This window comes from Gallaecimonas zhanjiangensis, from assembly GCF_057624825.1.
Window position 1 is genome coordinate 1945170 of the sequence record NZ_CM172603.1, and the last position, 23739, is coordinate 1968908.

The 23739-nt window shown below is 60.5% G+C and carries 27 protein-coding genes; 22 read left to right on the forward strand and 5 right to left on the reverse strand.

What is annotated here, in order from left to right:
- Window positions 1–31 precede the first annotated feature (31 nt).
- The gene (locus AC22G1_RS09220; protein ID WP_487316499.1) at window positions 32–457 is read left to right on the forward strand and encodes a VOC family protein; all 426 of its coding nucleotides are present in this window, start codon (window positions 32–34) and stop codon (window positions 455–457) included.
- A 229-nt stretch (window positions 458–686) separates the two neighbouring features.
- Here the strand turns inward: AC22G1_RS09220 and folE are convergent, their stop codons facing one another.
- Window positions 687–1238, reverse strand: a complete 552-nt coding sequence (gene folE / locus AC22G1_RS09225) for a GTP cyclohydrolase I FolE (RefSeq protein WP_487316500.1) — start codon at window positions 1236–1238, stop codon at window positions 687–689.
- 11 nt (window positions 1239–1249) lie between these two features.
- Entirely contained in the window at window positions 1250–1945 is a 696-nt protein-coding gene (gene folM / locus AC22G1_RS09230) for a dihydromonapterin reductase (protein ID WP_487316501.1), read from the reverse strand.
- Window positions 1946–2014: 69 nt separating this feature from the next.
- On the opposite strand from folM, the gene AC22G1_RS09235 reads away from it, so the two are divergent.
- The 21 genes from AC22G1_RS09235 (at window position 2015) to AC22G1_RS09335 (ending at window position 19392) form a co-directional block, all read left to right on the forward strand.
- Entirely contained in the window at window positions 2015–2596 is a 582-nt protein-coding gene (locus AC22G1_RS09235; protein WP_487316502.1) for a 4'-phosphopantetheinyl transferase family protein, read from the forward strand.
- A gap of 166 nt (window positions 2597–2762) precedes the next feature.
- Window positions 2763–3458, forward strand: a complete 696-nt coding sequence (locus AC22G1_RS09240) for a beta-ketoacyl synthase chain length factor (RefSeq protein ID WP_487316503.1) — start codon at window positions 2763–2765, stop codon at window positions 3456–3458.
- Entirely contained in the window at window positions 3446–4270 is an 825-nt protein-coding gene (locus AC22G1_RS09245) for a lysophospholipid acyltransferase family protein (RefSeq protein WP_487316504.1), read from the forward strand. The genes AC22G1_RS09240 and AC22G1_RS09245 overlap by 13 nt, the downstream gene beginning before the upstream one ends.
- Window positions 4215–4475, forward strand: coding sequence for an ApeE family acyl carrier protein (gene apeE, locus AC22G1_RS09250; RefSeq protein ID WP_050658042.1), 261 nt, complete (start codon window positions 4215–4217; stop codon window positions 4473–4475). Before AC22G1_RS09245 ends, apeE begins: the two co-directional genes overlap by 56 nt.
- Window positions 4472–4720, forward strand: coding sequence for an acyl carrier protein (locus AC22G1_RS09255; RefSeq protein ID WP_050658043.1), 249 nt, complete (start codon window positions 4472–4474; stop codon window positions 4718–4720). The genes apeE and AC22G1_RS09255 overlap by 4 nt, the downstream gene beginning before the upstream one ends.
- A complete protein-coding gene (locus AC22G1_RS09260) occupies window positions 4717–5253 on the forward strand; it encodes a COG4648 family protein (RefSeq protein WP_487316505.1) in 537 nt (178 codons plus the stop codon). Before AC22G1_RS09255 ends, AC22G1_RS09260 begins: the two co-directional genes overlap by 4 nt.
- Before the next feature lie 53 nt (window positions 5254–5306).
- Window positions 5307–6542: an AMP-binding protein gene (locus AC22G1_RS09265; RefSeq protein ID WP_487316506.1), complete on the forward strand. Its 1236-nt coding sequence runs from the start codon at window positions 5307–5309 to the stop codon at window positions 6540–6542.
- Window positions 6535–6900 carry an ApeI family dehydratase gene (locus AC22G1_RS09270; protein ID WP_487316507.1) on the forward strand — a complete coding sequence of 122 codons (366 nt, stop codon included), beginning with the start codon at window positions 6535–6537 and terminating at the stop codon, window positions 6898–6900. Before AC22G1_RS09265 ends, AC22G1_RS09270 begins: the two co-directional genes overlap by 8 nt.
- Window positions 6897–8576: a glycosyltransferase family 2 protein gene (locus AC22G1_RS09275; RefSeq protein ID WP_487316508.1), complete on the forward strand. Its 1680-nt coding sequence runs from the start codon at window positions 6897–6899 to the stop codon at window positions 8574–8576. Before AC22G1_RS09270 ends, AC22G1_RS09275 begins: the two co-directional genes overlap by 4 nt.
- On the forward strand, window positions 8573–10099 hold the full coding sequence (locus tag AC22G1_RS09280; protein WP_487316509.1) for an HAL/PAL/TAL family ammonia-lyase: 1527 nt from the start codon (window positions 8573–8575) through the stop codon (window positions 10097–10099). Before AC22G1_RS09275 ends, AC22G1_RS09280 begins: the two co-directional genes overlap by 4 nt.
- Complete coding sequence (locus AC22G1_RS09285) at window positions 10086–10505, forward strand: acyl-CoA thioesterase (RefSeq protein ID WP_487316510.1); 420 nt, start codon at window positions 10086–10088, stop codon at window positions 10503–10505. The genes AC22G1_RS09280 and AC22G1_RS09285 overlap by 14 nt, the downstream gene beginning before the upstream one ends.
- Complete coding sequence (locus AC22G1_RS09290) at window positions 10493–10987, forward strand: outer membrane lipoprotein carrier protein LolA (protein WP_487316511.1); 495 nt, start codon at window positions 10493–10495, stop codon at window positions 10985–10987. Before AC22G1_RS09285 ends, AC22G1_RS09290 begins: the two co-directional genes overlap by 13 nt.
- Window positions 10984–13104 (forward strand): MMPL family transporter, encoded by a 2121-nt coding sequence (locus AC22G1_RS09295; RefSeq protein WP_487316512.1) that lies wholly within the window; start codon window positions 10984–10986, stop codon window positions 13102–13104. Before AC22G1_RS09290 ends, AC22G1_RS09295 begins: the two co-directional genes overlap by 4 nt.
- Window positions 13101–13646: an ApeN family LolB-like membrane protein gene (apeN, locus tag AC22G1_RS09300; protein ID WP_487316513.1), complete on the forward strand. Its 546-nt coding sequence runs from the start codon at window positions 13101–13103 to the stop codon at window positions 13644–13646. The genes AC22G1_RS09295 and apeN overlap by 4 nt, the downstream gene beginning before the upstream one ends.
- Window positions 13639–14805: a beta-ketoacyl-ACP synthase gene (locus AC22G1_RS09305; RefSeq protein WP_487316514.1), complete on the forward strand. Its 1167-nt coding sequence runs from the start codon at window positions 13639–13641 to the stop codon at window positions 14803–14805. The genes apeN and AC22G1_RS09305 overlap by 8 nt, the downstream gene beginning before the upstream one ends.
- On the forward strand, window positions 14798–15259 hold the full coding sequence (locus tag AC22G1_RS09310) for a hotdog family protein (RefSeq protein ID WP_487316515.1): 462 nt from the start codon (window positions 14798–14800) through the stop codon (window positions 15257–15259). Before AC22G1_RS09305 ends, AC22G1_RS09310 begins: the two co-directional genes overlap by 8 nt.
- Window positions 15256–15981, forward strand: a complete 726-nt coding sequence (fabG, locus tag AC22G1_RS09315) for a 3-oxoacyl-ACP reductase FabG (RefSeq protein WP_050658054.1) — start codon at window positions 15256–15258, stop codon at window positions 15979–15981. The genes AC22G1_RS09310 and fabG overlap by 4 nt, the downstream gene beginning before the upstream one ends.
- Window positions 15981–17207, forward strand: coding sequence for a beta-ketoacyl-ACP synthase (locus tag AC22G1_RS09320; RefSeq protein ID WP_487316516.1), 1227 nt, complete (start codon window positions 15981–15983; stop codon window positions 17205–17207). The genes fabG and AC22G1_RS09320 overlap by 1 nt, the downstream gene beginning before the upstream one ends.
- A gap of 4 nt (window positions 17208–17211) precedes the next feature.
- Entirely contained in the window at window positions 17212–18468 is a 1257-nt protein-coding gene (locus AC22G1_RS09325) for an NAD(P)/FAD-dependent oxidoreductase (protein ID WP_487316517.1), read from the forward strand.
- Window positions 18469–18540: 72 nt separating this feature from the next.
- A complete protein-coding gene (locus tag AC22G1_RS09330) occupies window positions 18541–18939 on the forward strand; it encodes a hypothetical protein (RefSeq protein WP_123421278.1) in 399 nt (132 codons plus the stop codon).
- 33 nt (window positions 18940–18972) lie between these two features.
- Window positions 18973–19392 carry an META domain-containing protein gene (locus tag AC22G1_RS09335; RefSeq protein ID WP_083445776.1) on the forward strand — a complete coding sequence of 140 codons (420 nt, stop codon included), beginning with the start codon at window positions 18973–18975 and terminating at the stop codon, window positions 19390–19392.
- On the opposite strand, the gene AC22G1_RS09340 is transcribed toward AC22G1_RS09335, so the two are convergent.
- The 3 genes from AC22G1_RS09340 to nrdA all read right to left on the reverse strand — a co-directional run bounded on the left by AC22G1_RS09340 (window position 19389) and on the right by nrdA (window position 23555).
- Window positions 19389–19949 (reverse strand): GNAT family N-acetyltransferase, encoded by a 561-nt coding sequence (locus tag AC22G1_RS09340; RefSeq protein ID WP_123421280.1) that lies wholly within the window; start codon window positions 19947–19949, stop codon window positions 19389–19391. The two genes, AC22G1_RS09335 and AC22G1_RS09340, sit on opposite strands and share 4 nt — an antisense overlap.
- A 112-nt stretch (window positions 19950–20061) precedes the next feature.
- The gene (gene nrdB / locus AC22G1_RS09345) at window positions 20062–21192 is read right to left on the reverse strand and encodes a class Ia ribonucleoside-diphosphate reductase subunit beta (RefSeq protein WP_487316518.1); all 1131 of its coding nucleotides are present in this window, start codon (window positions 21190–21192) and stop codon (window positions 20062–20064) included.
- A 41-nt stretch (window positions 21193–21233) separates the two neighbouring features.
- Window positions 21234–23555, reverse strand: a complete 2322-nt coding sequence (gene nrdA / locus AC22G1_RS09350; protein ID WP_487316519.1) for a class 1a ribonucleoside-diphosphate reductase subunit alpha — start codon at window positions 23553–23555, stop codon at window positions 21234–21236.
- Window positions 23556–23739 lie beyond the last annotated feature (184 nt).

Consider the following 23739-nt stretch of genomic DNA (forward strand, 5'->3'; position numbering starts at 1 on the left):
AAGGGTTATCAATAGCAATCAAGGAGTTGCCATGGCACTTTCGCCTTTTCACCTGGCCATTCCGGTCTTCGATTTGGCCCGGGCCCGGGCTTTTTACGGTGAGGTATTTGGCCTTACCGAAGGCCGCTCGTCCAGCCAGTGGGTCGATTTTGATTTTTTCGGGCACCAACTGGTGATCCACGAACACCCCAAGACCCCTTCACAGCAAGCGGCCCATACCAACCCGGTAGACGGCCACGACGTGCCGGTCCCCCATTTTGGGGTGGTATTGCCTTGGGAGCAGTGGCAACAACTGGCCGAGCGCCTCAAGGGGTTCAAAATCCCCTTCGTAATAGAGCCTTATGTGCGTTTTCGGGGGCAGGTTGGGGAGCAGGCCACTATGTTCTTGCTAGACCCCTGCGGCAACGCGTTGGAGTTTAAGGCCTTTAAGGACATCAGCCAGCTTTTTGCCAAGTAACGGATAAAAGAAAGCCGCCACAGGGAAGAGAGAGGGTCTGGGGGCTGTGGCGGCCAAGGGACTTGCTTGCCCTGGCATTGTATCGCCATCGCATTCAGCCAGAAGCCCCAAGCCGGACAACAGTGCGTTACGAATAAATGTGACGAAAATCACTGTTTGCTGAGTGTAACGATAATCCGCATTCAGCCATGAAAAAGGGCGCCCAGGGCGCCCTTTTTGCTGCCGTTTATCAGCGGATAAGCGACAGGAACTCGCGGCGGGTGTCGGTAGACTCGCGGAACGAGCCCAGCATTACGCTCGATTTCATGGAGCTGTTTTGCTTTTCAACGCCGCGCATCATCATGCACATGTGCTTGGCTTCAATCACCACCGCCACCCCTTGGGCGCCGGTAACTTCCTCGACTGCCAGGGCGATTTGGCGGGTGAGGTTTTCCTGAATTTGCAGGCGGCGGGCGAACATATCGACGATGCGAGCAAACTTGGACAGCCCCAGCACCTTGCCGTTTGGCAGGTAGCCGATGTGGCATTTGCCAACGAAGGGCAGCAGGTGGTGCTCGCACAGGGAATAGAGCTCGATGTCCTTAACAATCACTAATTCGTCATTGTCGGAGCTGAACACGGCGCCGTTAACCAATTCTTCAAGGGATTGCTCGTAGCCACGGGTCAGGTACTGCATGGCTTTGGCGGCACGCTCGGGGGTTTTTAGCAGACCTTCACGAGAAGGGTCTTCGCCCAGGCCACGGATGATGGCTTCATAGTGCTTGGCCAGTTGTTCTGTCATGAATTGCTCTCTCAACGGATATGTCGGCCGCCATCCACATGGAGGGTGCGACCGGTAACGTAACGGCTGTTCAAAAGGTAGTGGACGGCAAGCCAAATCTCGTCGCAGCCCGGCTCAATGCCCATCACCGACTTGGCCAGGGTCTTGGCCTTGTACTGGGCGTCGTCATCTTCGTTAAAGATGATAAGGCTGGGAGCGATGCTGTTTACCCTCACCCTTGGCCCCAATAGCTTGGCAAAGGACAAGGTCAGGCTCGACAGCGCCGCCTTGGAGGCCACGTAGGCAATGTGCCGGTCACTTCCTTTTTCTACGGTGTAATCGGTTATGTGGATGATGCTGCCGCCATCTTCTATCTGGCCGGCCAGGTGCCGGTTAAGCAAATAGGGCGCCTTGGCATGCACCTGCATCATGGCATCGAAATGGCGAGCGGCGTCATTGATATCGGCTTCCAGATCCCAGCTCGAGGCGTTATGGATAATGGCGCCAAGGGGTTGGCCCGAAAGCTCGCCCACCAACGCAGCGATACCCTCATCGGTGGCAAAATCGGCCTGGATGCAGCGCACGCCCTGGGCGGTCAATTGGTCAATCTGCTCGCGGTGCTGGCGGTAGGTCATGATGACCGGCTGGCCTTGTTCCAAAAAGCGGTTAACCAGGTGCAGGCCGACGCGCTTGGCAGCGCCGGTAATAAGCACGGGATTGGCCGTCATTTGGCTTTCTCAACGGTTAAAGTCAAACTGGGCAGTCATACTACCTGCTTGGCCGCTTTGGATCATCTCATGCCGCTACTTTTGTACAGTCGTTGCCCCCTTGCCCTGTTGCGCGAACCGCTAGGGTTGGTGGCTGGGCAAAAATCGGCCCAGCGCCAGGGAGCGGCTTGGCTGGGGGCGGCGCTATTAAGCCGGCTGCTGGGAAGGGCAGTGAGCCCTAGCGAGATAAGTCGCAGCCCACAAGGGGCGCCTTTGCATCCCGAGGCCCAGCTCAGCCTGTCCCATAGCGGTGATTGGGTAGCGGCGGCGGTGGCCTTTTCACCTGTGGGTATCGATATCGAGGTGCCCAAGGCCGGGCGTGATATCCCGGCTATGGCCGCTTATCTCGGCTGGCCGGCAGAAGACTTTTACCGCAACTGGTGCAGCTTTGAAGCGGCGGTGAAAACCGGAGTGGGGGAGCTTGGGCCGCGCCAATTGCAATGGCAGGAAAAGACCCTCGTTCTACCCTGTCAAAACCTGCTGTATTGCTTTACGAGGCAACAACCTTTTTTCATGTCTTTAGCGTCTGTCACAAAAACCAGGCCCAGATGGCAGAGCCCAGTGTTAATGCTTGCTGAATATTTGCTAGAATGCCGTGCTCCAACGGGCTAAAAGGCAACGGCGCCTTACGCAATGGTTTTAGTGCTTCTTGGCAGGGAATGGACAAGCGAAGAAGCGATGAAGGATGCAGGACAAATAATGACAACCGGCTTTGGCGCCACGCACAAGATGGACAATAACGCGTGCTCCGGCCCCTTCGTAAAAGAGGGCGCCCGCCGTGCTGAGTTTTAAGGTCAACGCCTGGTGCGCCTGGGCCCCCGGCATCGAAACCCCGGCCCAGTGGCAACAATGGCAGCGCGATGGCGAACTGGGCGAGCCCCAGATGCCGAGCCTTGACTGGGTAAGCGCCGCCCAGCGCCGCCGCCTCTCTTCCCTGACCCGTATTCAGCTTGCCTGCGCCAAAGCCGTTATCGGCGATGACAGCCTGCCGGTGATTTTTGCCAGCCGCCATGGCGAGCTACACCGCACTTTTCAATTGCTCACCACCCTTGGTGAGCAAGAGCCCCTGTCGCCCACCCATTTCAGCCTGTCGGTGCATAACGCCGCCGCCGGTCTTTTTGGCATTCTTCGCGAGGACAGAGCCCCTGCCAATGTGGTGGTGGGGGGCGATGACAGCTTGATGCTGGGCCTGGTGGAAGCCTGCGCCATGCTCGGCAGCGGCCAATGCGAAGAAGTGCTGTTGGTGGCCGGCGAGCAGCAAGTGCCCGCACCTTATGTTCAGTTTATGGCTAGCCGGCAGGTGGATCATGCCTTGGCGCTGCGCCTTGGCCGCGGCAGCGACATTAAGCTGACCAGCGATGCCCTAGGCCAGGCGCAGCCTTGGCCCCTTGCCATGCAGCTGGCCGCATTGCTGGCCAGTGGGCAAAGTGGCCGGTTGGCACTGGCAGAGCAGGGGTGGGCATGGCAACGCTAAATAAACTGTGGCGCATCTTGGCAACCGGCTTTGCCTTCAGTGCCTTTGGTATTGGTGGGGTTTGCTTGAGCCTGACCGTCTTTCCCCTTATCAGCCTGCGCTATGGCAATACCCTTAAGCGCAAGTTGGTGGCAAGAAAGGTGGTAAGCCGCAGTTTTCGGTTTTTCCTCAATAGCCTGCAGTGGCTTGGGATCTGCCGTTACCGGGTAGACCGCGAAGAGGCCCTTAACCGCCAGCCTTGCGTGGTGGTGGCCAACCATCCGTCGCTGCTTGACGTGGTACTGCTTATTGCCCACATGCCCAAGGCCGATTGCGTGGTCAAGGCCGGTATCTGGAAAAACCCCTTTATGCGCGGGGTGGTTAAAGCCACCGGCTACATCAGCAATGCCCACCAGGGTGAAGCGCTACTGGAAGCGGCCCGGCAAAGCTTGGCCCAGGGTTTTTCACTGATCATCTTCCCCGAGGGCACCCGCACCGAACCCGAGGTGAGCCTCAACCCCCTGACCCGGGGTGCGGCGCAGCTGGCGCTTAAAAGCGGTTATCCGCTGCTGCCAGTGAACTTGGACATCACCCCCCGCACCCTTACCAAGCAAACCGCCTGGTACCAGGTGCCGCCAGAGCCGTTTCGGCTCAGCGCCAGGGTAGGGCAGCCGGTGGCGCCCCAGGATTTTAACCATCAAGACAACTGTACTGCCCTGTCGGCCCGGGCCCTGACCCGTTATTTGGCCGAGGTTTTAGATAAGGAAAACAACACAGATGAGCAATCTGGAAACCGAACTCAAGGCACTGATTATCAGCGCCTTGGAACTTGAAGACGTGACCGTTGACGATATCGACACCCAGGCGCCGCTGTTCGGCGAAGGCCTGGGCCTGGATTCCATTGACGCCCTGGAACTGGGGCTGGCCATTCAGAAACGTTACCAGGTGAAGATCGACGCCAACGCCAGTGACACCAAGTCACATTTCGCCAGTGTCGCCACCCTGGCCAACTTTATCCGCTCTCAGGAGGCCGCATGACCCGCGACCAGGTATTTGCCGAATTGAAGACCATTCTGGTCGAAGACTTTGAAATCGACGCCAGCAGCATCGTGCCCGAGGCGCACCTGTACAGCGACCTGGATCTCGACTCCATCGACGCAGTGGATCTGGTGGTCAAGCTGCAAGATCTCACCGGTAAGAAGATCCAGCCCGAGCAATTTAAGGCGGTACGTACCGTCGAGGACGTGGTAGACGCCGTACTGAGCCTGGTGGCCGCGGCTTGAAACCCGGCGCCTTGCTGTGGTTGCTCTACCCGCTGGTGATGGCCCTTGGCCTGCGCTGGCTCGAGCCGATTTGGCTGGCGCTGCTGGCCCTTGGGCTGTTGGCGCTGCGCTGGCGCGTTGCCAGCGGTGCCGAGCGGGTATGGCTGCCACTGGCGGCCCTGGCCTTGGGGTTTTCGGCGCTCAGTAACAGCGCCCTTGGCCTCAAGCTCTATCCGGTGATGGTCAACCTGGGATTATTGCTGTCCTTTGGCGCGACCTTGTGGCGCGGCCCCAGCATGATAGAGCGCTTGGCAAGGCTCAAAGAGCCTGACTTGCCGCCCTCCGGCGTCGCTTATACCCGCAAAGTCACCTGGGTTTGGTGCGGTTTTTTCCTCGCCAATGGCGCCATGGCACTCTTTACGGCGCTGCTTGGCTCCCAGCAGCTTTGGGCCCTGTATAACGGGGTCATCAGTTATTGTCTTATCGGCGGTCTTTTTGCCGGCGAATGGTGTTTTCGACAGTGGTTTATTCGCAGCAACAATCAGCCTGGCTAGACGCCCTTAACGAGCGCCTGACAAGCCGCGCCCCGTTATTTCTTGCCCCAACCATGAGCGGCCTGGCCCTTTCACGCCATGCCGGCGGCCTTGGCGCCCAGCTCAAATCTGGCGAGCGCTGGGTGCTGTGGGATCAAGACCCGGCAGCCTTTTTTGCCGCGCTGCTGGCTTGCTGGCAGGCGGGCGCTACCGCGATTTTGCCCGGTAACGGCCAACCCGGTACCTTGGCGCTTATCGAGGCTGATGGCCTTATCAGCAGCGAGGAATTGGCCTTTGCTGGCCGCCAACTCGACCCCTTGGCCTTTTATGGTGAGCCTTGCTGCCCGGCGGTCTTGCCCATCGTGCTCTTTACCTCCGGCAGCACCGGCGAGCCCAAAGCGGTGGATAAAAGCGCCGAGCAGCTGCTTGGCGAACTGGAGGCGCTAAGCGCCACCTTCGGGCCGTTGCGCGGCGCGGTGCTGGCAACGGTCAGTCACCAGCATATCTACGGTTTGCTGTTTCGCCTGCTCTGGCCCTTGGTGAGCGGCGCCGCCGTGGCGCGCGAAACCATCAGCTACCCCGAGCAACTGGATGCCATGGCAGCGGCTCTTACCGGGCCCTTGGCACTGGTGGCAAGCCCGGCGCATCTTGAGCGGCTGCCCGATGCCTTTATGGTGATAGGTTCGCGCCTTGACGCCTTGTTCAGCTCCGGCGGTTTGCTGGGCGAGCAGGGCGCGGCCCAGGCTCACCAGCGCCTCGGGGTCATGCCTACCGAAGTGTTCGGTTCCACCGAAACCGGCGGCGTGGCTTGGCGCCGCCAGGGCCAGAACCGGCGCTGGACCCCTTTTGCCGGCGTCGATTGCCAAATCGACGTTGAAGGGGGCCTAGTGGTCAGCTCGGTGGTTGCCGGTGGCTGCCAAAGCATGGGTGATAGGGTCGAGATAGGCGCCGATGGCCGCTTTGCGCTGCTGGGCCGGCGCGATCGCATTGTCAAAGTCGAGCAAAAGCGCCTTTCTCTTGATGCTATGGAGCAGGCCCTGATAGGTAGCCCCATGGTCAGCCAGGCCCGTTGCCTGCTCCTTGAAGGCCGGCGCCAGCAACTGGGCGCGGTGCTGGTGCTCACCGAGCCTGGCCGTGAGCAGGTGGCGCGCCTTGGCAAACACGCCTTTTACCAGCAGCTTCGCCAGGGGCTGTTGGCCGAATTTGAACCCGTGGTGCTGCCGCGCCGCTGGCGCCTGGTGGCGCACTTGCCGGTCAATGCCCAGGGCAAGATAACCAACCTGGCGTTAAGTGCCTTATTTGATGAGTGATGTCATGCCGACACTGCCCCCCGTTTTAGCTCGCCATCCAGGCGAGGACCAGCTGACACTGGTGCTTGAAATAAGCCCCGAGCTGCCCCAGTTTCAGGGCCATTTCCCCGGCCTTCCCATTTTGCCCGGCGTGGCGCAGCTCGATTGGGCCGCCCGCTTTGGTGCCGCTGAATTTGGCCTGGTGCTGGACAGCCAGCGCATGGAAGCGGTGAAGTTCCAGGCCCTGGTTCAGGCAGGCACTCCGTTACATCTGACTTTGTCCTATGACGACGCCAAAGGGCGCCTGGCCTTTACCTACAGCTCGGTCAAGGGCAACCACGCCAGCGGCCGCATTGTGATGGCAAGGGAGGCGAGGTGAGTTTTCGCCCCTGCCTGGTGGTGCCGGTCTACAACCATGGCCCGGCCGCCCGTCGTACCTTGCCAAAGCTGGTTGAGACCGGTTTGCCGCTGGTGGTGGTGGACGACGGCTCGGCGCCCGAGCACAGTGCCGTGCTGGACGAGCTGGCCGCGCGCTATAGCGCCATCACCCTGGTGCGCCATAGCCAAAACCAAGGCAAGGGCGGCGCCGTTATCACCGGCCTTCGCACCGCGCTTACTATGGGCTTTAGCCACGGCCTGCAGGTGGACGCCGACGGCCAGCATGCCTTTGACGATATCCCGCGTTTTTTAACCCAGGCGCAAGTCACCCCCGCCGCGCTTATCGCCGGGCAACCCGAATATGATGCCTCGGTGCCCAAAGGCCGCCTTTACGGGCGTTATGTCACCCATTTTTGGGTGTGGGTGGAGACCCTGAGCTTTGCTATCAAAGACGCCATGTGCGGTTTTCGGGTCTACCCCCTGGCTGCCACCGTGGCCCTTTTTGACCGGGTGCAGCTGGGCCGGCGCATGGATTTTGATATCGAAGTCATGGTGCGGCTCTATTGGTCCGGCATGGCTATCCACCAGCTTAAAACCCGGGTTATTTACCCCGAGGACGGCGCCTCCCACTTCAAGGCCTGGCAAGACAACTGGCTTATCTCCAAGATGCATACCCGGCTCTTTTTCGGGATGCTCTGGCGACTGCCCAAACTCATCGCCCGGCATTTTCAGCGCCCCAAGCACTGGTCGTCGGTGGCAGAGCGGGGCAGTCGCCTGGGAATGCGTAGCCTTTGGCTGGCCTACCGGCTCTTTGGCCGCCCCGGCTTTCGGCTCTTTTTGTACCCGGTGATGGCGTACTTCTTTATAACCGGGGCCAGCCGCCGCCACTCCCTCGATTACCTGACGCGGCTTTATCGCCATGAAGGCCCCTTGCCGGGACTCGCCAAAGCCCCTGGGCTCTGGGCCGGTTTTCGCCATCATCTGGCCTTTGGCGAGAGCATTCTCGATAAGCTCGCCGCCTGGGCCGGGCGGGTGGAAAAGCAGCGAGAGGTTCGCTTTGATGGGCGCCAACATATTGAAGACATTAAACAAAGTGGCCGCGGCGCCTTGCTGGTTGGTGCCCACCTTGGCAACTTGGAGCTGTGCCGGGCGCTGTCGGAACAGCCGATGACGGTGCTGGTGCTGACCGAGCACGCCCTCAAGTTCAATGCGCTGTTGGCCGAGATAAACCCGGCGGCGCGGATGAACATGCTGGAAGTGAGCCAAATGGGCCCCGATACCGCCATGGTGCTGCGCCAGCGCATCGACGCCGGCGAGCTGGTGGTGATGGTGGGAGACCGCACCTCGGCCAGCAAAGCTGGCCACACCCAGGCCTGCGATTTTCTTGGCGAGCCGGCGCCTTTTCCCATCGGCCCCTGGGTGCTAGCCCATGTGCTGGAATGCCCGGTCTACACCCTCTTTTGTGTGCGCCAGGGGCAAGGTCATCTGGTGAGCCTTGAGCCCTTTGCCCCGCAAGGTATCAAGCTTGAGCGCAAGACCCGCCAGCAAACCCTGGCCCTTTGGGCCCAGCGCTTTGCCGATCGCCTGGCGGCCCATTGCCGCCAGGCGCCGCTGCAATGGTTTAACTTTTTTGATTTTTGGCAGGCCGATAAAGGCCAGCGCAAGGACCCTTTATGACGGTGGTTTTCGGCCAAGGGCCGCTACGCATTGAAGACATTAACGCCCTGGCTGCACGTGACGTGGCGGCCGAGCTGGACGGCACTGAGCCCTACCGGGCCCTGATTGAAAAAGGCGCCGGCTTTTTAGACCGGCTCTGGCGCGAAGAGGGCGAGATTTACGGGGTGACCACCGGCTACGGCGACTCGGTCACGGTAGACATTCCCAAATCCCTGGTTGAAGCGCTGCCCCTTAACCTGACCCGCTTTCATGGCTGTGGCCTTGGCCGCCACTTTAGCGTGGAGGAGGGGCGGGCTATTGTCGCAAGCCGTCTGGCGTCCCTCAGCAAGGGCCACTCTGGGGTCACCTGGGCGCTGCTGGCAAGGTTGCAATGGCTGCTCAGTGAAGACGTTATTCCGGTTATTCCCGCCGAGGGCTCGGTGGGAGCCTCAGGGGATCTCACTCCGCTTTCTTATCTAGCGGCGGTGCTGGTCGGCGAGCGCGATGTCTATTACCAGGGCCGTATCCGCCCAACTAAGGACGTGCTGGCCGAAAAGGGCGTTGCCCCTTTGACCTTGAAGCCCAAAGAGGGCCTGGCCATCATGAACGGCACCGCGGTGATGACGGCCCTTGCCTGCCAAGCCTTCACCCAAGCCAAGTATTTAAGCGCCATGGCCACCCGTATCACGGCGCTGATGAGTAAAGCCCTGGGCGGCAACAGCTATCACTTTGACCAGACCCTCTTTGCGGTCAAACCCCACCCGGGGCAAAGCGAGGTGGCCAGCAGGCTAAGGGCGGATTTGCATTATCACGGTGAAGCGAGCCACAGCCGCCTGCAAGACCGCTACTCGCTGCGCTGCGCCCCCCATGTGATTGGGGCCTTGGAAGATGCGCTGCCCTGGCTTCGCGGCCTTATCGAGACCGAGCTTAACAGCAGCAACGACAACCCCATTATCGATGCGGTGGGCGAGCAGGTGCTGCATGGCGGGCATTTTTACGGCGGCCACATCGCCATGGCCATGGACACCCTGAAGGTGCAGGTGGCTAACCTTGCCGACCTTTTAGACCGCCAGTTGGCCTCCTTGGTGGACAGCCGTTACAACAACGGCCTGCCCACTAACCTCACCGGCGCCCAGGGCCCTGAGCGGGCCATCAGCCACGGCTTTAAGGCGGTGCAGATTGGGGTGTCGGCCTGGACTGCCGAAGCCCTCAAGCACTGCATGCCAGCATCGGTGTTCTCCCGCTCTACCGAGTGCCACAACCAGGACAAGGTCAGCATGGGCACCATCGCCGCCCGCGATTGCCTGCGCATCATCGAGCTGACCGAACAGGTAACGGCGGCTGCCTTGCTGGCCGCCAGCCAAGGTTGTTGGCTGCGCCAGCGCGACCACGGCTTGGAGCTGGGCGACGAACTTGCCGAGTTTTGCGCCAGCGTGCAACGCCTTTGCCCCCCGGTTATTGCCGACCGCCCCTTGGAAGGGGAGCTTCGCCAAATGATGGCCGAGCTTCGCGCCCGTACCTGGAGTCTTTATGACAATCCGTGAAGTGACAGTGGAACTGCAAGTGCCTTTTCACGACCTAGACCCGATGCGAGTGGCTTGGCACGGCAATTACCTGCGGTATTTCGAGGTGGCCCGCAGCGCCTTGTTGGACAGCTTTGACTACAACTACGAGCAAATGGAAGCCTCCGGCTACGTGTGGCCCATTGTCGATTTGAAGGTCAAATACATCCGCTCGGCCACCCTCAACCAAAAGCTGCTGGTGAGCGCCAAGCTCACCGAGTTTCACAATCGCCTTGGCATGAGCTTTGATGTGCGCTGCAAGGAAACCGGCCAGCGCCTTACCAAGGGTCAAAGCGTGCAGGTGGCGGTGGATAAAACCAGCGGCGAGATGCAGTTTGTCTCCCCTCGGGTGCTGTTTGAAAAACTGGGGGAACCATGGCCTTATTGAGCGCCTTGGCCCTTGGCGCCGCCCTTGCCACGCCGGCCCCCTGCGGCACCTTCAGCCAAGAAAAGTCCCTGGCGGGGCTCGCCAAACCTTTTGTCAGCGAAGGGCGCTATCAGCTTAAAGACGGCTTACTTAGCTGGCACACCCTCAAACCCTTTGAGAGCACCCTGCAAATCTCAAAAGCAGGCCTTTATCAGCAGCTGCCAGGCCAGGCGCCCCAGCAAATAGCCTCGGCCGATAACCCCCTGGCGGCGAGCCTTGCCGAGCTGTTAGGTGCCGTGGTGCGGGGCGATACCGCCGCCCTTAAGGCGCACTTTAGCGTTGAAGACGAGGGTGCCCAGCAAACCCTGGTGCCCAAGGATGCCTTGTTGCAAAAAGCCATCAGCCGCATCGTGATTGACGGTGAGCCGCCAACGGCCATTCGCCTTGACGAGCCGAAGGGCGGCCAGACCCTTATCAAACTGCAACCCGGGCAGTGTCAGTGAAGGCCTGGTGCCTGGCGCTGGTGCTATTGGTATTGCTGGGCTGGCGACTGGCCCTTGGGGTGTCGCCATCCACCCAGCTTGCCGATCTGCTGCCTGCCAACCTGGCCGGGCAAAGCGCGGGGGACAGCGCTGCCTTTGCCACCCTTAAGGCCCGTTTTGACAACCAGCTGTGGCTCGTCGTCGAAAACACCGACCCCAAGGCGCTGGTGCGCGACGCCAACACCCTCGCCAAAGCGCTGAGTCAGGCCGACTTTCTAAAAAGCTGGCAAGGCGGCCCGGACAGCCGCTTTGAGCGCTACGGTGAGTATCGGGCTCAGCTGATGGCACAAAGCGATCGCCAGCTGAGCGATGAGGCACTTGTTAACCGGGCGCTGGGGCTGTGGTTTGGGCCAACCCCTTCGAGCCTGCGGGCCGACCCGTTATTGACCTTCAGCCACTGGCTCGACAGCCAAAAGCCGGCAACAACGCCGCTGGTGCTGCAAGAGGGCTGGCCCCTTTGGCACAAAGACGGCCGCTATGCCGCCATCCTTACCTTGTCCCTAAAGGGCTCGGCCTATGACGGCGCCTTGCAGGCCAAGGTTTCCTCGTGGCTGGCGGCGCTGCCGGTAAAAGTGCAGGCGGTGGGAACGCTGCTTTATGCCCAACAGGGCGCCAACCAGGCCCAGCGGGAGGTGAGCCGCTTTGGCACCCTGGCGCTGGCGGCAGTGCTGGCGCTCATTGCCTGGGGTTTTGGCGGCTGGCGGGCCTTGGGTTTTATGGGGGCCTTGCTGGGGCTGTCGCTGCTGGGGGCGCTCACCGCCTTGTGGTGGTGTTTCCCCCACGCCCATTGGCTGGCCCTGGTGATGGGGGCGAGCGTTATCGGCATTTGCGCCGATTACGGCTTTCACGCCCTGGCGGCAGGAGCGGCGCAGCGCAGCATTCGCGGGCCGCTGCTGGGCGGCCTGGTATCGAGCCTGGTGGCCTATGGGGTGCTGGTGCTGTCGCCTTTTCCGGGGCTTTCGCAACTGGGCGTCACCGCCCTTGGCGGCCTGCTGATAGCCTACGGCTACGTGCGCTACGCCGCCAAGGTGCCGCTGGCTCCCAGCCGCCAGTGGCCGGCGCGTTTTATGGCGGCGGTTGATAAGCGCCAAGGCGTTGCCCGCTGGCTGCTGCTGGCTGTTATTGTGCTGTGGTGCGCCTTGGGGGCAGGGCGCTTGTCTTTTGATGATGACATTCGCCAGTGGCAGCCCAAAGATGCGGCCTTGGAGCAAGTGGCTTCGCGCCTCGAATACTGGCTGGGCCAGCGCCCTGGCGGCCAATACCTGTTGCTGCGAGCGGCCGATACCCAAGGGCTTTTGGAACAAGAAGAAGCCTTGATGCCAAGGCTCGATGCCCTCAAAGCCAAGGGCCAGTTAGGCTCGGTGCTGGCGCTCAGCCAAGGCTTTCCGTCCCTTAAGCGCCAGCATGGCGACCACCTTCGCATCAGCGCGCTGTGGCAGCAGCTCGATAGCCGTCTGGGCGGCGCCCTGGGGCCAGCGCCCGCTTTCATGCCGGGATTGACGCCACAAAGTTGGCCCAAGGGCGATGGACGCCTGCAACTGCTGCTCGAAGGCGCGAGCCCAGCCACAGTGATGGTGCTGCAAGGCCTGACCCAAGAAGGGGCGGCGGCCCTTGGCGATCTGGGGCTGATTGACCCTACCGCGCGTATCACCCACACCTTTGGCCATTATCGTGACCAAGTGTTGTGGCTGGTGCTTCTGGCCTTTGGCATCCTGGCGCTGGTGCTGCTCACAGCCCTTCGCGCCAAGGGCGTAAGGGTGCTTTTTGCCACTGCCCTGGCCCTTGGCGCCGCGGCGGTCACCCCGGCCTACCTTGGCCAGCCTTTTAACCTTATCCATGCCCTGGGGCTGATTTTGGTGCTGGGGCTTAGCCTCGATTACTGCCTGTTTTTTGTCTCAGACAAGGTCAGCAGTAGCCACACCCTGCTGGCGGTGCTGCTGTCGATGCTCTCCAGCCTGTTTGCCTTTGGGCTGCTGGTGGCGTCCAGCACCCCGGTATTGGCCGGCTTTGGGGCGCTGGTGGCGGTGGGGCTCTTGTGCGCCTGGTTAAGCAGCCTGTTTTGGGCGAGGTCTTTATGAAAAAAACGCTCCTCATTTTGGTGCTGCTGTGGCTGGCCGGTTGCCAGAGCCTGACACCGCCGCCGCAAGCAACCGTCAACCTTGGCGATAACATCCAGTGGCGGCTGCCACCTTTGGATTGGGTGAAAGTGCCCAGCCAGCGCACCCAGCAGGTGGTGGCCTGGCATGGCGATAACCGCTGGCAGCTGGTGGGGGAGCTTGGCCTTGACCAGAAGGCCATGACCCTCACCGCCCTGAGCGGTTTTGGCACCTTTTTATTCCAGGCCCGCTTTGACGGCCAAGCCATCACGGAGCAGCGTTCGGCGTTGTTGCCGCAACAGGCTGATCCGGCCCATCTGCTGGCCGACTTGCTGCTGTGCTTGATGCCGCAGCAAAGCCTGGAAAAAAGCCTCGCTGGCGAGGGAGTTGAGGTGATTGACGGCGATGCCACGCGCCAGATCGTAAAGGGCGGCAAGGTGATCGCCACCATCGCCCATCAAGCCAAGGGCTTTCGCTTTGAACAGCAGCAACTGGGTTACGGATTTGAGGTGACCTATGAATGAGCTTTATTTGTCGGCGCCAGGGCTGGTAACGCCACTGGGTAGTGATTGCGCAACTGTCTCACAGGCCCTTTTTGCTGGCCAAAGTGGCCTTTGTCAGATCTCCGATCTGTTGCTGGGCGACGCTCCTGCCTGGGTGGGCGCCGTTACCGAGCCATTGGCGCCGCTGCCTGAAGCCTTTGCGGCCCTCGATTGCCGTAACAACCGCATGCTGCGCCAGGCCCTTGACCAAATCAAAGACGCCATCGAGGCGGCCAAAGCCGACTACGGCGCGGCGCGGGTGGCAGTGGTGCTGGGTTCGTCTACCGCCGGTATCGACGTGGGGGAAAAGGCCCTGGTCCAGTGGCAGGCGAGCGGCGAGCTGCCGGATGATTTTCAGTACGAGGTGCAAACCCTTGGCTCGGTTGCCCGCTTTGCCGGCGCCTACCTGGGGGTAAGTGGCCCCTGTTACACCCTTTCCACGGCGTGCTCCTCGGCCGGTAAGGCCTTTGCCAGCGCCCGGCGCCTTATTTTGGCCGGGCTTGCCGACGCTGTGGTGGTTGGCGGCGCCGATAGCCTGTGCCGGCTGACCCTCAACGGCTTTGCCGCCTTGGAGTCTATCTCTGCCGGGCCCTGCGCGCCCTTTAGCCAGGGCCGCCAGGGCATCAGCATCGGCGAAGGGGCGGCGGTGTTTTTACTGTCACGGCGTAAAGGCGCTGTAACGCTTGCCGGGGTGGGGGAGTCGTCCGACGGTTACCATATCTCGGCGCCCGACCCTAAAGGCACAGGCGCCCGCCTTGCCATGCAAGAGGCCTTGGCCCAGGCCGGTATCGGCGAACAGGATGTCGGTTATGTCAACCTGCACGGCACCGGCACCCCAAAAAACGACGAGATGGAAGCCCATCTTGTGGCCGATTTTTTCAGCGCCGCCCCTTGGGTCAGCACCTCCAAAGCCCAGATAGGCCACTGCCTGGGCGCGGCCGGTGCCCTTGAGGCGGCTTTTTGTTACCTTGCCCTTTGCCATGGCAAGGTGCCTCCCCAGTTGTGGCGTGGCCAATACGACAGCGCGCTGCCGCCGCTGCGTTTTGCCGATGCCGGCCAGGACGCAGCCCTGCGTCATGTGATGTCCAACTCTTATGCTTTTGGCGGCAGCAATGTCAGTGTGATTTTGAGCCATGAATGAACAACCGCTTTTTAAGGCGCCCAGCCATTACCTGGCGCATCGCGCGCCGATGCTGCTTATTGATGAGGTGCTGGACGTTGGCCACGACTTTGCCCGCTGCCGGGTCGTTATCAGCCCCGATTGCCTCTTTGCCGACGCCCAAGGGGTGGGAAGCTGGGTCGGCATTGAGTTTATGGCCCAGACCATCGCCGTTTATGCCGGTTGGCTGGCCGAGCAGGCCAGCGAGCAGGTGAAAATGGGCTTTTTGCTGGGCACCCGCCGGTTTGAGTCTGACTTTCCCCGCTTTGCCTTTGGCGAGGTGCTGGAAGTGTCGGTCAGTAAGAGCTTTGCCCAGGAAAACGGCCTGAGCGTGTTTAGCTGCACCCTGAGCGGCCCAAGGGGCGAGCAACGGGCCCAGCTCACCGTCTATCAGCCAGAGGATGCCAGCCACCTTTTGGCAGGAGAACAACCATGAAACAGATACTGGTTACCGGCGCCAGCCGCGGCATCGGCGCCGCCATCGCCAAAACCCTGGCCGGCCCGGGGTGCGCCGTGGTCATTCACTATCGTAGCCGCGAAGAGGCCGCTGCCAAGGTTTTGGCCGAGATTGAAGCGGCTGGTGGCAATGGCCGCCTGCTGGCCTTTGATGTGGCCGACCGCGAAGGCGCCAAGGCCGCCCTGGAAGCGGATATGGCGGCCCATGGCGCCTATGACGCGGTGGTAGTGAACGCCGGCATTAGCCGCGACGGCGCCTTCCCGGCGCTCACCGACGAGGACTGGGACAGCGTTATCCACACCAACCTCGATGGCTTTTACAACGTCCTCAAACCGGTGGTGATGCCCATGGTGCAGCGCCGCAAGGGCGGGCGCATCGTGACCCTGGCATCGGTGTCGGGCCTTATCGGCAACCGCGGCCAGGTGAACTATTCGGCCTCCAAGGCCGGCATTATCGGCGCCACCAAGGCCCTGGCCCTGGAGCTTGCCAAGCGCAAAATCACCGTTAACTGTGTGGCGCCTGGGCTGATTGAGTCTGACATGACCGATAACTTGGAAGCCGCCGAGCATATTAAAGAGCTCATCCCGCTGCGCCGGGCCGGCCAAGCCCAGGAAGTGGCAGACTTGGTGGCCTTTTTGTGCTCCGACAAGGCAAGCTACATCACCCGCCAGGTGATCGCCGTTAACGGGGGGCTGTGCTGATGCGCCGAGTGGTGGTGACCGGCATGGCCGGGTTGAGTTCTCTTGGCCATGACTGGCCCAGCATCAAGGCTGCCATGCAGGCCGGGCAAAACGGCATAGTGCGGATGGACGAGTGGGACCGCTTTGAGGGCCTTAACACCAAACTGGCCGGCCCTGTGGCCTTTGAGCGCCCGGGGCATTATTCCCGTAAACAAGTGCGCTCCCACGGCCGGGTGTCGATGATGGCTACCCGCGCCACCGAGCTTGCCCTGGAGCGGGCCGGGCTTTTGGGCCATGCCTGCCTGAGTGATGGCCGCACCGGCATCGCCTATGGCTCGTCTATCGGCTCGACGCCGCCGATCATGGGGTTCTCGGCCATGCTTGAGCGCAACGATTGCTCCAAGATAACGGCCACCAGCTACATCCAGATGATGGGGCACACCACTTGTGTCAACGTCAGCCTGTTCTTTGGCCTCAAGGGCCGGGTGATCCCCACCTCCAGCGCCTGCACCTCGGGCTCCCAGGCCATAGGTTACGCCTATGAGGCCATCAAATACGGCCACCAGGAAGTCATGGTGGCCGGCGGCGCCGAAGAGCTGTGCCCCACCGAGGCGGCGGTGTTTGACACCCTTTATGCCACCTCGACCCGTAACGACAGCCCGGAACTCACCCCAAGGCCCTTTGATGCCGGCCGTGACGGCCTGGTGATAGGCGAGGGCGCCTCCACCCTGGTGCTGGAATCTTACGACCATGCCAAGGCCCGTGGCGCCACCATCCTCGCCGAGCTGGTGGGCTTTGGGACCAACTGCGACGGCAGCCATGTGACCTCACCCACCTCCGAGACCATGGAAGTGGCCATGCGCCTGGCATTAAAAGACGCCAGCCTCGATGCTGGCGCCGTGCAGTACGTCAGCGCCCATGGCACCGCCACCGAGCAGGGCGATATTGCCGAGAGCCAGGCCACCGGCCGGGTTTTTGGTGAGGGCATTGCCATCAGCTCACTGAAAAGCTACTTCGGCCACACCCTGGGGGCTTGCGGCGCCCTGGAAGCTTGGCTTGGTATCGAGATGATGCACGATGGCTGGTTTGCGCCAACCCTTAACCTCACCGAGCGCGACCCGCGCTGCGCGGCGCTCGATTATCTTACTGGCGGCGGCCGGGACATGGCCGTGGATTGCTGGATGAGCAACAACTTTGCCTTTGGTGGCATCAATACTTCGCTGATCTTCACCCGTTTCAAGGATTAAAAAAATGAGAAAGGACGACAGTGGCGACAAGGTTCAAGTTGCCATCATTGGTGCCGGCCCGTCAGGGACCTTGGCGGCCACGTTGCTGCATCGCCAAGGCATCAAGGTCAGGGTGCTGGAAAAGGGCCATTTCCCCCGGTTTTCCATTGGCGAGAGCCTGCTGCCCCAATCCATGGTCTATCTGGATGAGGCCGGTTTTGGCGAGGCGGTGGCAAGCCAGGCGGCAGAGCTTGGCTTTCAATTTAAAAACGGCGCGGCCTTTCGCCACCGTGGCCGCTATATCGATTTTGACTTTACCGACAAGTTCTCCCCTGGCCCCGGCACCACCTTTCAGGTGAAAAGGGCGGCCTTTGATAAATTGCTGGCCGACCAGGCCCAGGCCCAGGGCGTGGATATTCGCTTTGGTCACGGCATTGAGGCGGTGGCCATCACCGACGAAGGGGCAACCCTTACCGGCCATGATGACAAAGGCCAGCCCTACCGATTGGACGCCGATTTTGTGCTGGACGCCTCGGGCTTTGCCCGGGTTCTGCCAAAGCTCTTTGACCTTGAAGCGCCCTCTGGCCTTGCCAGCCGCCAGTCCTTTTTCACCCACGTCAAAGACAACGCCCATCCGAGTGAGCTGGATAGAAACAAAATTCTCATCAGCGTCCACCCTGAGCACAGCGATATCTGGTATTGGCTTATTCCGTTCAGTGACGGTACCTGCTCACTGGGCGTGGTGGGGGAAGAGCGCTACTTTGCCGGGCGTGACCTCGACAACGCCGCCATGCTCAACGCCCTGGTGGCCGAAGAGCCTGACCTGCAAAAGGTGCTGGCGCGGGCCGAGTTTTTAAACCCGGTCAACACCTTAAAGGGCTACTCGGCCAAGGTAAAAAGCCTCTATGGCAAGGGCTATGCGCTGTTGGGCAACGCCGGGGAGTTTCTCGACCCGGTGTTTTCCTCCGGGGTGACCATCGCTTTTACCTCGGCCAGCCTGGCAGCCAACACCCTGGTGCGCCAGTTCCGGGGCGAAGCGGTAGACTGGCAGCGCGACTTTGCCGAGCCGCTGCAAGGGGGCGTGGACGTGTTTCGCACCTATGTCGAGGGCTGGTACGACGGCCTCTTTCAGGACGTTATCTTCTATCCCGCGCCGCAGCCGCAAATCAAACGCATGGTGTGCTCCATCCTGGCCGGTTACGCCTGGGACAAAACCAATCCCTACGTCAAAGAGTCCACCCGCCGTTTGGGGGCCTTGGCCGAGGTTTGCCGGGCCGGATGAACCACCAGGCGCCCCTGCTGGCGCCTTTGGCCGGTTTCTGCGACAGTGAGCCTAACTAACAAAGGAGGGGCCATGAAAAAGTGGGCCTTTTTAATGGCGCTGGGCCTTGGCGCCTGCACCAGTGTGCCCCCGGAAGGGGTGGACGCCCGCATGCACCAGTGGCAGGGCTACAGCGCCGAAGCGTTGATGGACAAATGGGGCGTACCCGCCCAGACCAACAAGGTAGAAGGCCAAGACTGGCTTATCTACCGCGACACCAAAACCGGCTCTAAACCCAGCATTGGCATCGGAGTCGGTGGTGGCTCGGGGAACGTGTTTGGCTCTCTAGGCACCGTCTTTGGCGGCGGCCCCAGTGTGGACGGCTGCACCCGCCAGGTGGTGGTGGTGGACGGTAAGGTTTCGCAGATCCGCTGGCAGGGCGATCCTAAGCTATGCTGGGAGTTGACGCCGTCACCGACCGGCAGTCAGTAACGCCAAACAGGCTGGCAGACAGGGAGGTCAATCATGAAAAAAGCGTTAGGGATGATGGGCTTGGCGCTTGGACTCTGTGCCTGCCAAAGTGCCAGCGACCCCGGCTTCTACGACAACCTCTGGCGCCTTGATGCCAGCCAAGTCAAAGGCCCCCTGGCCACCGCCGCCCGTTCGGTGAAAGGCATTACCCTCAAACTCAGCTCCGACGGCCGCTTAAGCGGTGAGGGCGGTTGTAACCGCTACTTTGCCGACTACCAACTGGTAAACGGCGCAGCCATGACGGTGGGGCATATTGGTAGCACCAAAATGGCCTGTATGGGGGAGCTGATGCAGGCCGAAGGGCTTTACCTGGACCGGTTGCAAAAGGCCAACTGGCTGGAGCGCGACGGCGCCAATCTCAAGCTGTTCTCAGACGGTTTTGAAAGCCCGCTGGTGTTTGTGCCAAGCCCTTAATCGGACTCCAGCACTTCGCGGTTTTGCCGCAGATCCATGTTCACCCGCAGCAGGCCGTCTTCCATGATGGTGCGGGTGGGAAGCCCAGCCCGGCGAAACACCCCAATCATGCCGCGGTTTTGCGGCAGCACTTCGGCGATAAATTCCTCTACCCCTTGTTCCCGAGCAATTTTCAGCAGGTGCTGAAAAAGGATGCTGCCTACCCCCAGATTTTGCAGGCTATCGAGCACAGCGCAGGCAAACTCGGCCCTTTTTACCTTGCTGCCCGGCAACAGGATGTAGCGGCCTATGCCCAGAGCCTCTTCTTCGCCTTTCTCGCTGTAATGGCCAGCGGCAATGGCCACATGGCTTTCAAAGTCCACGTCGGTAAAGCGGGCAGCTTCGTCCAGGCTCATCTGCCACTTGGGGCGCATAAAGCGGTAGTAGATGGAGCGGTCCGACATGTGCTCGTAGGCTTTGAGCAGCGCGTATTTGTCTTCCCGGCGGATGGCGCGGACAAAGACGGGGGTGCCGTCTTTCATGCGGTCAAAGGACAGATAATGGCGGGCGTTGATCATGGGCGGCTCAACCGGAATTTGCGCATAGTGTAACCACTTATGAGTGCAAACACAGGATCTGGATCAACAGCGCGGAGGAGTTGTTAAAAACCCCGCCGAAGCGGGGTTTGGTTTAGAGGTCGAAGTCGTCCAGATCGCCAAGGTCGACGTTGGCGTCGATTTGGCCCACCAGATAGGAGCTTATTTCCGACTCCTGAGGTGCCACCTGCACGTTGTCCGAGACCAGCCAGGCATTGATCCAGGGGATGGGGTTGGAGGCGGTGGCAAAGGCCGGGGCCAGGCCCACCGCGTTCATCCGCACGTTGGTGATGTATTCCACGTACTGGCTGAGGATGGACTCGTTCAGGCCGATCATCGAGCCATCTTTAAACAGATACTTGGCCCAGGCCTTTTCCTGCTCGGCGGCTCGTTTAAAGAGCGCTTCGCACTCGGCTTTGCACTCGATGGCAATTTCGGCCCACTCGTTGCCTTCTTTGCCGTCACGCATCAGGTTCAGAATTTGCTGGGTGCCGGAAAGGTGCAGCGCTTCGTCGCGGGCGATGAATTTGATGATCTTGGCGTTGCCTTCCATCAGTTTGCGCTCGGCAAAGGCAAAAGAGCAGGCAAAGCTGACGTAGAAGCGGATGGCTTCCAGGGCGTTGACCGCCATCATGCACAGGTACAGCTTCTTCTTGAGGTCGCGAAGCGCTATCTCATAGGTTTTGCCGGCCACTACATGGGTGCCTTCGCCGTGCAGCTGCCAGATCTGGGTGTATTCGATGAGCACATCGTAATAACCGGCGATTTCATCGGCGCGCTTTTGGATTTCCTCGTTCATCACGATGTCGTCGAACACCTTGGACGGGTCGGCGACGATATTACGGATGATGTGGGTGTAGGAGCGCGAGTGAATGGTCTCGGAAAAAGACCAAGTCTCAATCCAGGTTTCCAGCTCAGGGATAGACACCAGCGGCAGCAGCGCCACGTTGGGGCTGCGCCCCTGGATGGAGTCCAGCAGGGTCTGGTATTTGAGGTTGGACAGGAAAATGTGCTGCTCGTGCTCGGGCAACTGCGCAAAGTCGACGCGGTCTTTGGAGACGTCCACTTCTTCGGGGCGCCAAAAGAACGACAGCTGCTTTTCGATCAGCTTTTCAAAGACTTCGTATTTTTGTTGATCATACCGGGCCACGTTGACCGGCTGGCCGAAGAACATCGGTTCGGTCAGGGCGTTGTTGTTGACCCGGCTGAAAGTGGTGTAACGCATTGGTAGCTCCCTGAGAAAGGGGGGCCAAGCCCCCCTTTAAATCAAATCTTGCAAGCGCCGCCGGCACAGCCGTCGTCGTCTTCTTCCACTGCAACCGTTGCCTGGGGCAGGGAAGCGGCGGTGACGGTAAAGTCCTTTTGGGCGTCCGCCGCACCGTCACGGGTGTTGTGGTAGTAAAGGGTCTTCACACCGTATTTATACGCGGTGAGCAGGTCTTTGATCATCGACTGCATCGGCACCTTGCCGCCCGGGAACTTGGCCGGATCGTAGTTGGTGTTGGCGCTGATGGACTGATCGATGAACTTTTGCATGATGCCGACCAGCTGCAGGTAACCGTCGTTGTTGGGAATGTCCCACAGCAGTTCGTAGGCGTCCTTGAGCTGCTCGAAATCCGGTACTACCTGACGCAGGATGCCGTCTTTGGAGGCCTTCACCGAGATGTGGCCGCGCGGCGGCTCGATGCCGTTGGTGGCGTTGGAAATTTGCGAGCTGGTCTCAGACGGCATCAGCGCTGACAGGGTGCTGTTACGCAAACCGTGCTGGACGATGTCTTTACGCAGCTGTTCCCAATCGAGGTGCAGCGGCTCTTCGACAATTTTATCCAAGTCTTTCTTGTAAGTGTCGATGGGCAGCACGCCTTTGGCGTAGGTAGTTTCCTCAAACATCGGGCAGGCGCCGCGCTCTTTGGCCAGTTCCATGGAGGCTTTGAGCAGGTAGTACTGCATGGCCTCGAAGGTCTTGTGGGTCAGGCCGTTGGCGGAGCCGTCGGAGTAACGCACGCCGTTTTTAGCCAGATAGTAGGCGTAGTTGATAACGCCCACGCCCAGGGTGCGACGGCCCATGGTGGCGATGTGCGCGGCTTTAACCGGGTAGTCCTGATAGTCCAGCAGGCTATCGAGGGCACGCACGGAAAGCTCAGCCAGCTCTTCAAACTCGCTGACATCATTGATGGCGCCGAGGTTAAAGGCAGACAGGGTGCAAAGCGCAATCTCGCCGTTCTCGTCGTTGATGTCCATCAGCGGCTTGGTGGGCAGGGCGATCTCCAGGCACAGGTTGGACTGGCGCACCGGCGCCACAGCCGGGTCGAAGGGGCTGTGGGTGTTGCAGTGGTCGACGTTCTGAATGTAGATACGGCCGGTGGAAGCGCGCTCAGACAGCAGCAGGGAGAACAGATCCACCGCTTTAAGGGTCTTCTTGCGGATGGACTCGTCCTGCTCGTACTTGGCGTACAGCTCTTCAAACTTGGCCTGATCGGCAAAGAAGGCGTCGTACAGGCCGGGCACGTCAGAGGGGCTGAACAGGGTGATGTCGCCGCCCTTGATGAGGCGCTGGTACATCAGGCGGTTGATTTGCACGCCGTAGTCCATGTGGCGGACCCGGTTTTCCTCAACGCCACGGTTGTTCTTCAGCACCAGCAGGTTTTCCACTTCCAGGTGCCACATGGGGTAGAACAGGGTGGCAGCGCCGCCCCGGACCCCGCCCTGGGAGCAGGACTTAACGGCGGTCTGGAAGTGTTTGTAGAAGGGGATACAGCCGGTGTGGAAGGCTTCACCACCGCGAATGGGGCTACCCAGAGCGCGGATGCGGCCAGCATTGATACCGATACCGGCACGCTGGGAGACGTACCGGACGATGGCGGCCGCAGTGGCGTTGATGGAATCGAGGCTGTCGCCGGTTTCGATCAGTACGCAGGAGCTGAACTGACGAGTAGGGGTGCGCACACCGCTCATGATTGGGGTGGGCAGCGACAGCTTAAAGGTGGACACGGCGTCGTAGAAACGCTTGATGTAATCCAGGCGCGTGTCGTGGGGGTAGTCGGCAAACAGGCAGGCCGCTACCAGGATGTACAGGAACTGGGCAGACTCGTAAATCTCGCCGGTCACCCGGTTTTGTACCAGGTATTTGCCTTCGAGCTGCTTGACCGCCGCGTAGGAGAAATTCATGTCGCGGCTGTGGTCGAGAATGTCGTTCAGAGCATCGAAGTCGCTGCGCGAATAGTCGCTCAGCAGGTGCTCGTCGTATTTGCCCATCTCCACCATTTTGCTGACATGGTCAAACAGGTGGGGCGGCTCGAATTCGCCGTAGGCTTTTTTGCGCAGGTGGAACACCGCCAGGCGGGCAGCCAGGTATTGGTAGTCCGGCGCTTCTTCGTTTATCAGGTCGGCAGAGGCCTTGATCAGGGTCTCGTGGATATCCGCCGTCTTTATGCCCTCGTAGAACTGGATTTGGGCACGCAGTTCCACCTGGGATACAGACACATTGTTAAGGCCTTCGGCAGCCCAGGTAACCACACGATGGATCTTCTCAAGATCAATGGATTCCTGTTGGCCGTTACGCTTGGTGACTAGGAGGTTCTTGTTCATGACGTACCTATCGGACTTTTCCCTAAGCTTGCGCCAGCAAAGACGGCGACACTGGCGTATGTTTCTTGTGCATTAGATACACAAGATGTTGGGTTTGGTTTTGATTTTAGAAACAAGATAGTGAGGTATGGGCGGTCTTTCAAGGTGTAAAAGTGACGGCTTTTTGACCCCGTTAGTGGCCACT

Excerpts from the sequence above, each read along its gene's own strand:
- apeN (WP_487316513.1), top strand. The coding sequence starts at position 13,101 with ATGAAAAAAACGCTCCTCATTTTGGTGCTGCTGTGGCTGGCCGGTTGC.
- AC22G1_RS09245 (WP_487316504.1), top strand. The coding sequence starts at position 3,446 with ATGGCAACGCTAAATAAACTGTGGCGCATCTTGGCAACCGGCTTTGCC.
- AC22G1_RS09270 (WP_487316507.1), top strand. The coding sequence starts at position 6,535 with ATGAGTGATGTCATGCCGACACTGCCCCCCGTTTTAGCTCGCCATCCA.
- AC22G1_RS09235 (WP_487316502.1), top strand. The coding sequence starts at position 2,015 with ATGCCGCTACTTTTGTACAGTCGTTGCCCCCTTGCCCTGTTGCGCGAA.
- fabG (WP_050658054.1), top strand. The coding sequence starts at position 15,256 with ATGAAACAGATACTGGTTACCGGCGCCAGCCGCGGCATCGGCGCCGCC.
- AC22G1_RS09280 (WP_487316509.1), top strand. The coding sequence starts at position 8,573 with ATGACGGTGGTTTTCGGCCAAGGGCCGCTACGCATTGAAGACATTAAC.
- AC22G1_RS09285 (WP_487316510.1), top strand. The coding sequence starts at position 10,086 with ATGACAATCCGTGAAGTGACAGTGGAACTGCAAGTGCCTTTTCACGAC.
- AC22G1_RS09290 (WP_487316511.1), top strand. The coding sequence starts at position 10,493 with ATGGCCTTATTGAGCGCCTTGGCCCTTGGCGCCGCCCTTGCCACGCCG.
- folM (WP_487316501.1), bottom strand. The coding sequence starts at position 1,945 with ATGACGGCCAATCCCGTGCTTATTACCGGCGCTGCCAAGCGCGTCGGC.
- AC22G1_RS09320 (WP_487316516.1), top strand. The coding sequence starts at position 15,981 with ATGCGCCGAGTGGTGGTGACCGGCATGGCCGGGTTGAGTTCTCTTGGC.
- folE (WP_487316500.1), bottom strand. The coding sequence starts at position 1,238 with ATGACAGAACAACTGGCCAAGCACTATGAAGCCATCATCCGTGGCCTG.
- nrdB (WP_487316518.1), bottom strand. The coding sequence starts at position 21,192 with ATGCGTTACACCACTTTCAGCCGGGTCAACAACAACGCCCTGACCGAA.
- AC22G1_RS09255 (WP_050658043.1), top strand. The coding sequence starts at position 4,472 with ATGACCCGCGACCAGGTATTTGCCGAATTGAAGACCATTCTGGTCGAA.
- apeE (WP_050658042.1), top strand. The coding sequence starts at position 4,215 with ATGAGCAATCTGGAAACCGAACTCAAGGCACTGATTATCAGCGCCTTG.
- AC22G1_RS09310 (WP_487316515.1), top strand. The coding sequence starts at position 14,798 with ATGAATGAACAACCGCTTTTTAAGGCGCCCAGCCATTACCTGGCGCAT.
- AC22G1_RS09325 (WP_487316517.1), top strand. The coding sequence starts at position 17,212 with ATGAGAAAGGACGACAGTGGCGACAAGGTTCAAGTTGCCATCATTGGT.
- AC22G1_RS09330 (WP_123421278.1), top strand. The coding sequence starts at position 18,541 with ATGAAAAAGTGGGCCTTTTTAATGGCGCTGGGCCTTGGCGCCTGCACC.
- AC22G1_RS09265 (WP_487316506.1), top strand. The coding sequence starts at position 5,307 with ATGAGCGGCCTGGCCCTTTCACGCCATGCCGGCGGCCTTGGCGCCCAG.
- AC22G1_RS09305 (WP_487316514.1), top strand. The coding sequence starts at position 13,639 with ATGAATGAGCTTTATTTGTCGGCGCCAGGGCTGGTAACGCCACTGGGT.
- nrdA (WP_487316519.1), bottom strand. The coding sequence starts at position 23,555 with ATGAACAAGAACCTCCTAGTCACCAAGCGTAACGGCCAACAGGAATCC.
- AC22G1_RS09335 (WP_083445776.1), top strand. The coding sequence starts at position 18,973 with ATGAAAAAAGCGTTAGGGATGATGGGCTTGGCGCTTGGACTCTGTGCC.
- AC22G1_RS09220 (WP_487316499.1), top strand. The coding sequence starts at position 32 with ATGGCACTTTCGCCTTTTCACCTGGCCATTCCGGTCTTCGATTTGGCC.
- AC22G1_RS09340 (WP_123421280.1), bottom strand. The coding sequence starts at position 19,949 with ATGATCAACGCCCGCCATTATCTGTCCTTTGACCGCATGAAAGACGGC.